The organism is Methylocystis rosea, assembly GCF_003855495.1.
In the GTDB taxonomy this organism is placed as follows: domain Bacteria; phylum Pseudomonadota; class Alphaproteobacteria; order Rhizobiales; family Beijerinckiaceae; genus Methylocystis; species Methylocystis rosea_A.
Map to the genome: position 1 here is coordinate 1,546,388 of NZ_CP034086.1, position 13,105 is coordinate 1,559,492.

The following is a 13,105-nucleotide window of genomic DNA, read 5'->3' on the forward strand; positions in this document are numbered from 1 at the left end:
GCCCCGCAGTTGGCTTTTAGAAGTTAGACGACTTGGCCGGCTTGGGGACACGCCGGCCTAGTCCCCACCACGTAGCTCTTCCGATCGGCGTTCCTTCGCGACTGATCGTCTGTCCGGTCGTTGGCGCGCCGTCGTCGAGTGGAGGAGCGACCAGACGCTTCATCATGGCGGCGTCCGGGTATATCGACTTGTTCCTTGAGATGCTCCCATCGACCAAGGATTTCGAGGCGAGGACGCCGTTGGCGACGCCAATGAAATTCGTATTGCGGGCTGCGATTTCGGGCTGCAGAAGAAAGTCGATGAATTTGTATGCTTCTTCGACATGAGGAGCGTCCTTCGGTATGACGAGATTGTCTAGCCGAATAGGCGCGCCCTCCTGGGGGATGAAAAACTCGATCTCGACGAATTCCTCCACCATGCCGGCTGTGTAGCGGGCGCGCAGACTATCCAGGGAAAAGCCGACCGCGACGCAGACGTCGCCGTTGACCAGCGCGTTGACATAGTCGCGAGAGTCGAGGCGTTTACTGTCGCGCCTTACGGCGGTCAAAAGCTCGGCGGCGCGCATGCCGTCCGTGCGTCGATCCAAACCCGGCGAAAGTCGCCAGTTCGACCACAGATATTGCAGCGCAGCTGACGATAAATCCTCAGGACTGTCCAAGATTCCGACCCCGCAGGACGACAATTTCTTCAAATTTTTCTGCTGGAAAAGTAAGCCCCATGAGTCAAACGAGAAATCCGCCGACGGCGAGGCCTTGCCCATGAGTTCCCTGGCCTTGACTACGTCGTAGGCGATCCCCATCGCAAACCAGGCATAATTGACGGCGTGTTCGTTCCCGGGGTCATAGGTGGCAAGGCGCTCCATAATCTCTGGCCAAAGATTGACGGCGTTTGGAATCTTGCTCTTGTCGAGCTTCTGATAGAGGCCCCTGGCGATCTGCTTTCGCAACACACTGCTCGAAACGATCACGACGTCAAAAGCGCGGCTCCCAGGCTGAAGCGCTGTTTCTAAGCTCTCGTCCGAACTGTAGCTTTCGTATGTCACCTCGATGCCGGTCGTCCTGGTGAAATCTGTCAGCACACGAGGATCGACGTAGTCGCCCCAGCCCAAAACATTGACGATCCTTTCTTGGCTGACTGCAGGAAGGACGCAGCAGGAGAACGCCAACGCGACGCTGCTGAGCGCGACCCTAAGGACGCTTGTGGGACTCATTGAGGAACGCTCTGATCTCTCTGTCGAGAACCCCATGGCGGGGGCCTTGAAAGCAAATATCTATGCGCCTCGGCAATCGCGGCAATGCGCAAACGGAATATCCACGGCGTGCGAGCTAAAGCGCGGACGGCGACCCTGCCGCCGTGTCCTGAGCGATCATGCCGCGCGCTTGTAGGGTTGCGTATTCAGGTGTCGGACGATCGCGCGGGCGGGCGACTCGGCGAATAAGGCCGAACGCTTGACCCGAAAGGACGAGACTGACATCAACTCGCCAGCCGAGATTGATGCCCGAATTGAGGAGAGCGCGCTCATGCGATCGCGCGAAATTTCATCCGAAAAACGCTGGCCGCGTCGGCCGCTCCGCGTGCGCTATCGTCATTGGGTTTTCAGACTCCCCTTCGTGCGCAATTATCGTGGGATGGTGGTTGGACGCACGATCCTCTTTAAGGGCGACGAGTCTGAGGTTTCACAGACGCTCTTTCGGCATGAACTGATTCACCAAGAGCAGATCGATCGGCACGGAATCGCGCGTTTCTATCTGATCTATTTCCGCGACTATCTTTCGAACCTTTGGCGCTTACGCAATCACGACGCCGCCTACCGCAATATTCCGTTCGAAAAAGAAGCTTTCGAACGCCAAAGCGAAATCGGAAGAGACCTGGATGACGATCGGCGGACGTGATTGTCATATCACTTCGCGAGAAGCGCTCTATTTGAAAAGCGAGCGCGCAAAGGAGGCATGAATGCAGGCGCCGGAACTTGCCGTGTCGCGCTGGTTCAATACGCCGACGCCGATCACACTCGCGGCGCTCCGCGGGCGCGTGGTCATGCTGCACGCCTTTCAAATACTGTGTCCCGGTTGCGTGGCGCATGGCACGCCGCAAGCGCAGCGCGCGCATGTGCTGTTCCGCGACTCCGGCCTCGCCGTCATCGGCCTGCACACGGTGTTCGAACATCACGCGGCGATGACGCCCGTGTCGCTCGAAGCCTTCATCCATGAATATCGGCTGACATTTCCGATCGGCGTCGACCAAGCGGCAGAGAGCGGGCCGATTCCCGTCACCATGGCGCGCTATGAAATGCGCGGAACGCCGACCGCGATCCTGATCGGCCGCGACGGGCGCATTCGCCATCATGGCTTTGGACAGGAAGACGACATGGCGCTTGGCGCCATCATCGGAACGCTGCTCGCGGAACGCGCGCCCTGAATCTTATTCGGCGCGCCGTTCAATCTCCTCCATATCGGCGTCGGTCAATCCGAAATGATGGCCGATCTCATGCACGAGCACATGGGTGACGATCGCTCCAAGCGTGTCTTCGCTATCGGCCCAATAGTCGAGCATCGGTCGTCGATAGAGCCAGATCATATTCGGCTGTTCGCCCGTCTCTGAGAGATGCGCCCCCTGCGTGAGGCCGCGCCCGCGAAACAGGCCCAGAAGATCGAATTCGCTTTCGCACTGCATGTCGTCGAGTGTTTCCTCGTCAGGAAAATCCTCGACGCGGATGACGAGACCTTCGCACAGGCGCGTGAAGCTTGTCGGCAGAGCAGCGTATGCCGCATCCGCCAGCGCTTCCATGTCGCCAAGCGTCGGCGCTCTTAACCGAGTCCAATCCTGTTCAGTCATCGTCAGATCATCGCAGGCGTATGCCGCGACCGCTAGGAACAATCGGCGCCACGCGGTGTTAGGCAGGATCACCATCATAGGAGCTCACTCATGAATAAGCTGTTGATAGCGGCGCTTGCGCTTGGCGCTTTCGGGTTTGCGCAATCCGCCGTGTCGGCGCCCGCCGCTTCTAATGCGACGGGCGTGATCCAGACCGATGACGGCCTCGTGCAGAACGCGCGCGATCGTGACGGAAATTGGAAGGAGAACCGCGGTTATCATCGCGGCTGGGATAACAATCGTCGCGGCTTTTGGGGCCGTGAAAACCGTTCTTGGCGCAACGATAAATGGCGCGGCGGGCCCAAGCGCGACTGGGACAACGATCATCGCGGGCGCGACCGGGACTAAGCGATAGCGTCGCGAGGTAGAACCCCATGAATTAGGGCGCCCGCAATCCCGGGCGCTCTTTTTATTGCGCAAGCATCCAACTGTTGCGCCAGCCGTTCCTCGCTGTCCCATCATCGTCAGCCGCGGCGCCACCGCGGGCCCGCGCGGCGATACAGGAACATTCAGCGCCCTGCAATGTTCAGGCAAGACATATGAGGAGGAGAACTCATGAACAGGCTGTTGATCGCGGCGTTTGCAATTGGCGCTTTTGGACTAACGCAGTCCGAAGTTTTAGCTTGCGCGTTATCTCCTGTGCGCCTCACCCAGGCCGACCATGGTCTTATGCAGATAGCCGAAGACCGTGATCAGGACGCGCGAGACCAGCGGGGCGACTATTGGGGTCGTGGCGGCGGCGATCGCATGTGGCGCGACACGCGTCCCTGGAGCGACGACGAATGGCGTAGCGATCCGAACTTGAGCGACCCGAACTTGGACAATAACATTCCGGACGACACCGACAACGAATGACGTTGTTGCGCAGTTGGAACCAAGGCGCCAGCAGCCAAGTTGCCGGCGCCTTCGTAGTTATCGCCAGTTGCGCACGTCAACCAGGCGTCCAGCGACCGCGGCTGCGGCCGCCATCGCCGGAGAGACGAGGTGGGTTCGGCCCTTGAAGCCCTGTCGCCCCTCGAAATTGCGATTGGACGTCGAGGCGCAGCGCTCGCCCGGCGCTAAACGGTCGGGATTCATCGCCAAACACATGGAGCAGCCCGGCTCCCGCCATTCGAAGCCGGCGGCGGTAAAGATCTTGTCGAGACCCTCCGCTTCCGCCTGCGCCTTTACGAGACCCGATCCCGGCACAACCATCGCGTTGATGCGTTCGGCGACGCTCTTTCCCTCCACCATCTTCGCCGCCGCACGCAAATCTTCGATACGGCCGTTGGTGCAAGAGCCGATGAACACACGGTCGATCTCGATGTCGGTGATGCGTTCGCCGCCCCTCAGACCCATATAGTCGAGCGCACGTTCGATGGCGGCGCGCTTTTGCGGCGTCTTCGCGCTGTCGGGGGTAGGCACGAATCCGTCGATCGTCGCGACGTCTTCAGGCGAGGTGCCCCAGGTCACAATCGGCGGCAGATTGCTGGCGTCGAGCCTGACGATCTTATCGAAATGCGCGCCTTCGTCCGTGTACAGCGTCTCCCAATATTTGCGGGCCATGTCGAACGCTTCGCCCTTTGGACCTTTTGGGCGATCCTTCAGATAGGCGAAAGTCTTCTCGTCCGGCGCAATGAGCCCAGCGCGGGCGCCGCCTTCGATGGACATGTTGCAGACCGTCATACGGCCTTCCATCGAGAGATCGCGGATCGCCTCGCCAGCATATTCGATGACGTGTCCGGTGCCGCCAGCCGTGCCGATCTTGCCGATGATCGCGAGGATGATGTCTTTCGCGGTGGCGCCGTCGGCGAGCTTGCCGTCGACCTGCACCAGCATATTGGCCGCCTTATTCTGGATCAGCGTTTGCGTTGCGAGCACATGCTCGACTTCCGACGTGCCGATGCCATGCGCGAGCGCGCCAAAGGCCCCGTGAGTCGAGGTATGACTGTCGCCGCAGACGATCGTCATGCCGGGGAGCGTGAAGCCTTGCTCCGGGCCGACGATATGCACGACGCCCTGGCGTAGGTCGTGCTCGTCGTAATATTCGACGCCGAACTCGCGCGCGTTGAGCGCAAGCTGTTCCACCTGCGCCCTGCTCTCGGCGTCTTCAATCGGCAAAGAGCGATCGGTCGTCGGCACATTATGATCGACGACGGCGAGCGTCCGTTGCGGGGCGCGCACCGACCGGCCCGTCATGCGCAAGCCTTCGAACGCCTGCGGACTCGTCACCTCATGCACGAGGTGGCGATCGATATAGAGCAAAGACGCGCCATCATCCTTGTGGTCGACGACATGGTCGTCCCAGATCTTGTCGTAAACGGTGCGGGGCGCGGCTTTGGACATTTATCTCTTCCTCTTGCTGGCTTCTCGCGATCCGGCTCGCTGACTGATTTCCTCATCCTGAGGAGCGGCCACAGGCCGCGTCTCGAAGGACAAGGACATCACGGGCGGCGCCCTCGTGCTTGGAGGTCGTGCTTGGAGACAGATCTCCGCTCTTCCTCGGCATGAGGCCGACTGCAATTGGCCGCCTCTTAACTCGTCTCCCTTGAATTGAGGCTCTTCTACCCGTAACGCAAGCTGCATGGAAGAGAGTTCAATACGCGGCCCTGCCCGAGCCGATACGCGATGAGCCTGCCCTCCCCAGAGCTTCCTGCGCCGCTTTCGGCGGCCATCGAGGCGCGGCTTGAGGGCCTCTCGCATAGGGCGCTGCGCGACAGGGCCCGACAGCTGTCGGAGCGCTATCGAGCCCATAGGCCGACCAGCGAAACCATTCGTGACGAGACGGACGCCCTGGCCTATGCGGCGACGCGCATGCCCGCGACCTACGCCGCAATCGTGACGGCGCTCGGACGGCTGGACGAGCAGAGCCCCGAATTCGCCCCGAAGCGGATGCTCGACGTCGGGTGCGGCCTTGGCGCGGCCTCCTGCGCCGCCGCTACCGTGTGGCCGAGCATCGCCGAGATCACGCTCCTTGACCGTAGCGCGCTGTTCCTGAACCTCGCGGCGGCGCTGGCGCAGGAGAGCGGACTTCGCGCGACGATCGAGGCGACGCACGCCGATATGGCCACGCCAGGGGCGGGCGAGGACGCCGCCTCGTTCGACCTCGTCGTCGTCGGCTACGCGCTTACTGAAATCGCGGAAGCCGACCTCGCCGCCGTCGTCGATCGGCTTTGGTCGCGCACAAGCGGCGCGCTTGTCATCGTCGAGCCGGGCACGCCTCGCGACCATGCCCGGCTCATGATCGTCCGCAGCCGACTGATCGCGCTCGGGGCGACTATTCTCGCGCCCTGTCCGCACCAGGCGCCCTGCCCTTTGCCGGCGAACGACTGGTGTCATTTCTCGGTCAGGCTGCCACGGCGGCGCGCGCACAAATTGGTCAAAGGCGCCGACGCGCCCTTCGAGGACGAGAAGTTCGCTTATCTCGCCGCAGGGCGGTCGGCCGGAACGCCGCCATGGGCGCGGGTGATCGCCCCGCCGCGCGTCAGCAAGGTGGGAATTTCCCTAACGCTCTGCGCCGATAAAGCATTCGAAGAGACATTCATTCCCAAGCGCGACAAGGCGCGCTACGAAAAGATCAGGAAAAAAGACTGGGGCGATCCGCTGCGCGCCCCGGCGGAGGAAATTTGATGAAACAGCCACGTCCGAGGGTCGCGCCCTATCTGACCGTCAGCCCCGCCGCCGCAGCCATCGCATTTTACACCGGCGCCTTCGGCGCCCAGCAGCGGGCCCTCATGCCGTCGGTAGACGGGCTGCGCATCGCCCACTGCGAACTGCTAATCAACGGCGGCTCGGTGATGCTCGCCGACATCTTTCCCGAATTTGGCCAGACGCGCGTGCCGCTGCCCGGCGAGCATGTGACCGTTTCGATCAGCCTCGAATACGACAAGGCGCAGGACGTCGACGACATCTGCGCGCGCGCCACCAAGCTTGGCGGCAAGGTCGAGACGGCCCCGACCAATTCTTTCTGGGGGACGCGCTACGCCTCTTTGCGCGACCCGTTCGGCCACCGTTGGATCCTCAACGCGCCGCTGGAGACCTGAAAAAAAAGCCGCCCGAAACCGGGCGGCTGCGGACGGCGGCATTCTCCGAAAACTGTCGTTATTTGCCTGCGGCCGCCTTCGGCTTGGTGTCGATGCGCTCGGCGATGCGGGCGGATTTGCCGCGGCGATCGCGCAGATAATAGAGCTTGGCGCGGCGCACCTTGCCGCGGCGCACGAGCTTGATCGAGTCAATCAGCGGCCCATGGATCGGGAAGACGCGCTCGACGCCCTCGCCATAGGAAATCTTGCGGACGGTGAAGCTCTCGTTCAGCCCGCCGCCCTGGCGGGAGATGACGACGCCTTCATAGGCCTGAATGCGCGCGCGCTCGCCTTCTTTCACCTTGACGTTGACGATCACTGTATCTCCCGGCCGAAACTCGGGGATTTTCTTGCCCTCGATAAGCTTGGCGGCATGTTCCGCCTCGAGCTGCTCGATAATGTTCATAACGAAAACTCCTGCCGTTTCGTCTTAGCCTTGGGGCCGACGAGCGTTTCGGAACGCTGTTCTAGTTGAGTCCCGGTCCATAACCGAACGGCGGGGCTTTGTCGAGCCGCCTGGGTCGCTCCACATTGTCAAGCTTCGGCAATGCGCGGAGGAGCGATCGTCACAGACATTCCCTCAAGTGGTCTTATATACTGGCCCCGGGGAGCTGGCGTTTCAGACGAGGGAGAGACGCGACATGACCCATCAGGAAGAGCGGCGCAGCGAAAATGCGCAGCCCGCCGAAGCGGCGGCCGAAGTTGCTGCGGAAGGACGGCAGCGGCTGGAAGATTTCAGCGAAGCGCGAACCGAGATCTGGGACTGTCTGCAGGACGCCAACCGCGTCTTGATGGAGCGCATGCAGCAGGAAGCGGCGTTGACGGCGGAACTTGCCTCAAAGCTCACAGCATCGCGCTCGTTCACGGAGACCGCGTCGGTTCTTCAGCATTGGACGAGCAAACATATCGAGATGACGACGGAGGACACGCGCCGCCTGTTCTCCGACGCGCAGCAAATGCTCAGTGCAAGCACGCGCTTCTGGTCGAACTCCGCGCAAGCGCCTAGTCCAGAAGCCGCCGGACGATTTTCGTCCTAGAGACCGCGTAGCGGAAGCCTCAGCGGCTTCCGCTATCCCATGCTCTCGTCTTCGCGGTCGAGCGTGAAGCCGACTTTCAGCACCACCTGATAGTCGCTGACCGCGCCCTTATTGATGTTGCCGCGAATCTGCGCGACTTCGAACCATCGCAAGTTACGCAAGGTTTCGCCGGCGCGCTTGAGCGCCGCGGCCACGGCGTCCTCGACGCTGTCCGGCGAGGACCCTACGAGTTCGACGACCTTATAGACATGACCTTCCATATGAAGCTCCCTCAATTCAGATGTCTAACGGCTTTGCCTTCGATAGGTAGCGCGGACTTCGCCGCCGACAGCGGCGTTACTTCAATCGGTCGCCGAAAAGAAACTCCATCGCGCGATCGAGCCTGATGTGCGGCAATGGCAGCGGCTTCTGGTCGGCGCCCAGCGCCGCGGCCGGCGGCCTGAATTTGAGAAAGCGGAAGTCAGCCTCTTCATCGGAAACGGCCAGCGCCTCGCCTTTAAACACGTCGCGCGGATCCGCCGGCAACTCGCCGGGGAAAATGGCGCCTTCCGCCACGCCGTCGAAAGTCTCGTGGCCAATGCGCTCCCCAGCAACAGGCGTGCCGACAATGGCCGAGAGCTTATCGCCCTCATGCCGCACCATCGCTTCACGGGTGGCGCGCACGGCGGCGAGCGCGATCACGTCGATCGAGGCGCCCACGCCCTCCGCGCGCTCTATGGCGCGGGCGGTCAGGTGACGCAGGATCGCTTCGAGCCGGTCATGGCTCGTGTGATGCAGATGGTCGGCCTTTGTGGCCGCGAAGAGAATGCGGTCGATCTTCGGGCGAAAGATCGTGGAGAACAGATTGGCGCGGCCGGTGCGAAAAGCCGTCAGGACGCCGGTCAGCGCCGTCTCCAGATCGCGCACCGCCTCTGGACCGGAGTTGAGCGCCGCAAGCGTGTCGACGAGCACGATCTGCCGATCGAGCCGGGCGAAATGATCCCGAAAGAACGGCCGCACGACCTGCGACTTGTAGGCCTCGTATCGTCGCTCCATTTCGCGCCCGAGGCTGCGATAGGGCAACTCTTCGCCCTCCGACACGGGAAGCGGCGCGAAGGTCAGCGCCGGCGACCCTTCGAGATCGCCCGGCATCAGAAACCGGCCCGGCGGCAGGCTTGAGAGCGCGAAACGCTCGGAGCGCGCCAGACGCAGATATTGGGTGAAGGTCTGCGCCAGCTTCTGGGCGGTTTCTTCGTCGTAGCGCGCCTTGACGTCCGTATTCGCGGTCAGGCCCCGCCACTCGCTTGCGATCATCGCCCGCGCGGAGGCGCTCGCGGCCTCGAGCGTCTCGTGAGACCATTGCGCGTAGGATTTGCCAAGGAGCGGCAAATCGAGCAGCCATTCGCCGGGATAATCGACGATGTCGATGTCGAGTCGCGTCGGGCCCTGGCCGAAGCCTTTGCGCAGCGACCAGCCCTTCGAGCGATATTCCAGCGTCACCCGCAGTTCAGAAATCCGCCGCGTCGATTGCGGCCAATGCCGGTCTAGCCCGGTTAGCGCCGCGAGATGCTCCTCGTAAGCGAAGCGCGGGACGCTGTAATCTGGCTGCGGATCGAGATGCGCCGACGTAATGCGGCCTTCGGCGAGCGCGCGAAACACCGGGAGCTGAGTCTTGCTCTCGCCGCCCCTTTCCGGCCGCGCCGCTATCGCCCGCGTCAAATGGTGCACGAGCGCGGTGATGAAGACGGTCTTGCCGGAGCGCGACAGGCCGGTGACGCCAAGCCGCAGGCGGCCGCCAGCGAGAAAGTCGGCGACGCTCTCGGTGGCGATGCGTGTTTCGAACAGCAGATCGGATAATTGCGACAAGGGCGCTCCGGGTCCGCCGACCTATAGCATCACGTCGCGTCCCCACAAGAGACGCTGGTGAGAACATGTCGCGCTGCAAACCAAGGTGAAGGCTGGCCAGAACGATTCCGCGCCGGATGGGAGTGGAGACGAGCTCCTACCGCGGCGCGGCGCACATCATCACCGCTTCGACATCGGCACGTAGTCGCGCTGCTTCTCGCCCGTATAGAGCTGACGCGGACGGCCGATGCGCGAACCCTGATCCTCGATCATCTCCTTCCACTGGGCGATCCAGCCGACGGTGCGCGCGACCGCGAACAACACGGTGAACATCGCCGTCGGGAAATTCATCGCCTTGAGCGTGATGCCGGAATAGAAGTCGATGTTGGGATAGAGTTGTTTCTCGATGAAATAATCGTCGTGCAGCGCGATGCGCTCGAGCTCCAGCGCGACGTCGAGCAGATCGTCCTTGACGCCGAGTTCGTTCAACACTTCGCGCGTCGTGCGCTGCATAATCTTGGCGCGCGGATCGTAATTCTTATAGACGCGATGGCCAAAGCCCATGAGGCGGAACGGATCGTTCTTGTCCTTGGCGCGCGCGATGAACTGCGGAATGCGGTCCGGCGTGCCGATTTCCGCGAGCATTTTCAGCACCGCTTCATTGGCGCCGCCATGCGCCGGTCCCCACAGCGAGGCGATGCCCGCCGCAATGCAGGCGAAAGGATTCGCCCCAGACGAGCCGGACAGTCGAACGGTCGAGGTCGACGCGTTCTGTTCGTGATCGGCGTGCAGGATGAAAATCCGGTCGAGCGCGCGCGACAGCACCGGATTGACTTTATATTCCTCGCAGGGAACCGCGAAGCACATGCGCAGAAAGTTCGACGTGTAGTCGAGGTCGTTCTTTGGATAAACGAACGGCTGGCCGACCGAATATTTATAGGCCATCGCCGCGAGCGTCGGGATCTTCGCGATCATGCGCGTCGACGCCACCATGCGCTGGGTGGGATCGGCGATGTTCGTTGAGTCGTGATAGAAGGCCGAGAGCGCGCCCACGGAGGCGACCATCACCGCCATCGGATGCGCGTCGCGGCGGAACCCCTGGAAGAATCGCGCCATCTGCTCATGCACCATTGTGTGGCGCGTGATCCGATAGTCGAAATTCGCCTTCTCGGCGGCGGACGGCAATTCTCCATAAAGCAGCAGGTAGCAGGTTTCGAGAAAGTCGCCGTGTTCGGCGAGCTGTTCAATCGGATAGCCGCGATAGAGCAGAACGCCGGCTTCGCCGTCGATAAAGGTGATCTTCGATTCGCATGACGCGGTCGCGGTGAATCCCGGATCGAAGGTGAACATGCCGGTTTCGGCGTAGAGATTGCGGATGTCCGCAACGGACGGCCCCAGCGTGCCATCCTTGATCGGCAAATCGACCGATCCGTCGCCGACTGTGAAGATAGCATTCTTCTCCGGCATACCCACTCCCCTCTCAACCGCCCCGCGCTCGCAACGAGCCGGATCGCGGCGCGACGCGCGCGAACGCTATGCATGAATTGCGTCACATTCGCGATGTCGTCGCTTTCACGCGCACGCCGATGCGTTGCATTCGGTTTGTTGTGCGGTGCAAAAAGCTATATCAACCGCAAGGGCTGTCAAGCGTGCGCCACCCGTTTCGCGTATGCCTCGCGAATAAGGGCTATGTGTTTCGCAGTGGCGCGGAAAACGGCGCGGCGCCGAAAATCGCGTCAGCGATTTTTACGCGCGCCAAGGCCGCAGCGACGCGACGGGTTACCCGACGACAGCCTGATCGGAAATTCGCGCAAGACTTTCCTCGCGCCCCAAAATTTCCAGAACGTCGAAAATGCCGGGCGACGTCGCGCGGCCGGTGAGCGCGGCGCGCAAAGGCTGTGCGAGATCGCCGAGTTTGACGCCAAGTGCTGTCGCGAGATCGCGCACGACCGCTTCCGTCGTTGCGGCCGTCCAGTTTGGAAGCCCTGCAAGTTTCTCGACAAGCTGCGCAAGCCGCGCGCGCGCTTCCGCCGAAAGCAGCTGCGCCGCCTTTGCGTCGAGCGACAGCGGACGCTGCGCGAAGAGAAAGCCCGCGCCGTCGAGAAGTTCGTTCAAAGTCTTCGCACGCGCCTTCAGGCCCGGCAAGGCGGCGCGCAACTGCGCGCGCGTCCCCTCGTCGAGCGCCTGCGCGACCGCGCCGCCGCCTTCGAGATAGGGAAGCGTCGCGATGAGCAAGTCCAACAGCTCGTCATCATCGCTATCGCGCAGATAATGGCCGTTCATATTTTCAAGCTTGGCGAAATCGAAACGCGCCGGCGAACGGTGCACCTGCGAAAGATCGAACGACTCGACCATCTCCGGCGTCGTGAAGAACTCCTTGTCGCCCTGCGACCACCCCAATCGAACGAGATAGTTGCGCAGCGCCGCCGGCAAATAGCCCATCGCGCGGTAGGCGTCGACGCCGAGCGCGCCATGGCGCTTCGAAAGCTTGGCGCCGTCCGGTCCGTGAATCAGCGGAATATGCGCGAAGGCCGGAATCGTCCAACCCATCGCCTGATAGATATGCGTCTGTCGCCCAGCATTGGTGAGATGATCGTCGCCGCGAATGATCTGCGTGACGCCCATGTCGTGATCGTCGACGACGACCGCGAGCATGTAGGTCGGCGCGCCGTCCGATCGCAGCAGAATGAAATCGTCAAGATCCTTGTTCTGGAAGACGACGCGTCCCTGCACGGCGTCGTCGACGATCGTCTCGCCGTCCTGGGGCGCCTTGATGCGCACGACATAGGGCGCGCCGGCGGGCGCCTCCGAGGGATCGCGATCGCGCCAGCGGCCGTCGTAGCGCCAAGGGCGCTTTTCCGCCTTGGCCTTCTCGCGCATCTCCTCGAGCTCCTGCGCCGTGGCGTAGCAGCGATAGGCGTGTCCCTGCGCCAGCAGCTCTTCGGCGACCTCGGCATGGCGCGTGGCGCGCGCGGACTGGTAGACGATGTCGCCGTCCCATTCGAGGCCGAGCCACTGCAGGCCATCGATGATGGCGCCGATCGCCGCTTGCGTGGAGCGCTCGCGGTCGGTGTCTTCGATACGCAGCATCATCCGGCCGCCGTGCTTCTTAGCGTAAAGCCAGTTGAACAGCGCCGTGCGCGCCCCGCCGATGTGCAGAAAGCCGGTGGGCGACGGAGCGAAGCGGGTGACGACCTGTGACATGAGCGCGGCGAATTCCTCGATTTGGGTCGGCCCGTCTAACACGGCGCACGCGAAGCGAACATAGATCGTCACGATGATGGTTTAACCAAAGCGTGAACATATGGC

The 13,105-nt window shown here is 62.2% G+C and carries 15 protein-coding genes; 7 read left to right on the plus strand and 8 right to left on the minus strand.

What is annotated here, in order from left to right:
* Positions 1–16: 16 nt before the first annotated feature.
* On the minus strand, positions 17–1,210 hold the full coding sequence (locus EHO51_RS07505) for an extracellular solute-binding protein (RefSeq protein ID WP_124738366.1): 1,194 nt from the start codon (positions 1,208–1,210) through the stop codon (positions 17–19).
* Positions 1,211–1,520: 310 nt separating this feature from the next.
* On the opposite strand from EHO51_RS07505, the gene EHO51_RS07510 reads away from it, so the two are divergent.
* The gene (locus EHO51_RS07510; protein WP_245434797.1) at positions 1,521–1,892 is read left to right on the plus strand and encodes a hypothetical protein; all 372 of its coding nucleotides are present in this window, start codon (positions 1,521–1,523) and stop codon (positions 1,890–1,892) included.
* A 61-nt stretch (positions 1,893–1,953) separates the two neighbouring features.
* Positions 1,954–2,418 (plus strand): peroxiredoxin family protein, encoded by a 465-nt coding sequence (locus EHO51_RS07515; protein ID WP_124738368.1) that lies wholly within the window; start codon positions 1,954–1,956, stop codon positions 2,416–2,418.
* Positions 2,419–2,421: 3 nt separating this feature from the next.
* On the opposite strand, the gene EHO51_RS07520 is transcribed toward EHO51_RS07515, so the two are convergent.
* Positions 2,422–2,835, minus strand: coding sequence for a metallopeptidase family protein (locus EHO51_RS07520; protein WP_124738369.1), 414 nt, complete (start codon positions 2,833–2,835; stop codon positions 2,422–2,424).
* 90 nt (positions 2,836–2,925) lie between these two features.
* On the opposite strand from EHO51_RS07520, the gene EHO51_RS07525 reads away from it, so the two are divergent.
* Both EHO51_RS07525 and EHO51_RS20680 read left to right on the plus strand, forming a co-directional pair.
* Positions 2,926–3,222 carry a hypothetical protein gene (locus tag EHO51_RS07525; RefSeq protein WP_124738370.1) on the plus strand — a complete coding sequence of 99 codons (297 nt, stop codon included), beginning with the start codon at positions 2,926–2,928 and terminating at the stop codon, positions 3,220–3,222.
* Between the two features lie 321 nt (positions 3,223–3,543).
* A complete protein-coding gene (locus EHO51_RS20680; RefSeq protein WP_205789001.1) occupies positions 3,544–3,729 on the plus strand; it encodes a hypothetical protein in 186 nt (61 codons plus the stop codon).
* A 57-nt stretch (positions 3,730–3,786) separates the two neighbouring features.
* Here EHO51_RS20680 and leuC read toward each other — a convergent pair whose 3' ends face one another.
* Positions 3,787–5,199 carry a 3-isopropylmalate dehydratase large subunit gene (gene leuC / locus EHO51_RS07535; RefSeq protein ID WP_124738371.1) on the minus strand — a complete coding sequence of 471 codons (1,413 nt, stop codon included), beginning with the start codon at positions 5,197–5,199 and terminating at the stop codon, positions 3,787–3,789.
* Between the two features lie 282 nt (positions 5,200–5,481).
* Between leuC and EHO51_RS07540 the strand changes: the two genes are divergently transcribed.
* Complete coding sequence (locus tag EHO51_RS07540; RefSeq protein ID WP_124738372.1) at positions 5,482–6,483, plus strand: small ribosomal subunit Rsm22 family protein; 1,002 nt, start codon at positions 5,482–5,484, stop codon at positions 6,481–6,483.
* Positions 6,483–6,896 carry a VOC family protein gene (locus EHO51_RS07545; protein WP_018408142.1) on the plus strand — a complete coding sequence of 138 codons (414 nt, stop codon included), beginning with the start codon at positions 6,483–6,485 and terminating at the stop codon, positions 6,894–6,896. Before EHO51_RS07540 ends, EHO51_RS07545 begins: the two co-directional genes overlap by 1 nt.
* 58 nt (positions 6,897–6,954) lie before the next feature.
* Here the strand turns inward: EHO51_RS07545 and rplS are convergent, their stop codons facing one another.
* A complete protein-coding gene (rplS, locus tag EHO51_RS07550; RefSeq protein ID WP_014889526.1) occupies positions 6,955–7,341 on the minus strand; it encodes a 50S ribosomal protein L19 in 387 nt (128 codons plus the stop codon).
* A 235-nt stretch (positions 7,342–7,576) separates the two neighbouring features.
* Here rplS and EHO51_RS07555 point away from each other — a divergent pair, with 235 nt between their 5' ends.
* Entirely contained in the window at positions 7,577–7,972 is a 396-nt protein-coding gene (locus EHO51_RS07555; protein WP_124738373.1) for a hypothetical protein, read from the plus strand.
* Positions 7,973–8,004: 32 nt separating this feature from the next.
* On the opposite strand, the gene EHO51_RS07560 is transcribed toward EHO51_RS07555, so the two are convergent.
* The 4 genes from EHO51_RS07560 to gltX form a co-directional block, all read right to left on the minus strand.
* Entirely contained in the window at positions 8,005–8,232 is a 228-nt protein-coding gene (locus EHO51_RS07560; protein ID WP_018408140.1) for a dodecin, read from the minus strand.
* Between the two features lie 76 nt (positions 8,233–8,308).
* Positions 8,309–9,817 (minus strand): YcjX family protein, encoded by a 1,509-nt coding sequence (locus EHO51_RS07565; protein ID WP_124738374.1) that lies wholly within the window; start codon positions 9,815–9,817, stop codon positions 8,309–8,311.
* Between the two features lie 159 nt (positions 9,818–9,976).
* Positions 9,977–11,263, minus strand: coding sequence for a citrate synthase (locus tag EHO51_RS07570; protein WP_124738375.1), 1,287 nt, complete (start codon positions 11,261–11,263; stop codon positions 9,977–9,979).
* Positions 11,264–11,575: 312 nt separating this feature from the next.
* Positions 11,576–13,000 carry a glutamate--tRNA ligase gene (gltX, locus tag EHO51_RS07575; RefSeq protein WP_124740081.1) on the minus strand — a complete coding sequence of 475 codons (1,425 nt, stop codon included), beginning with the start codon at positions 12,998–13,000 and terminating at the stop codon, positions 11,576–11,578.
* Positions 13,001–13,105 lie beyond the last annotated feature (105 nt).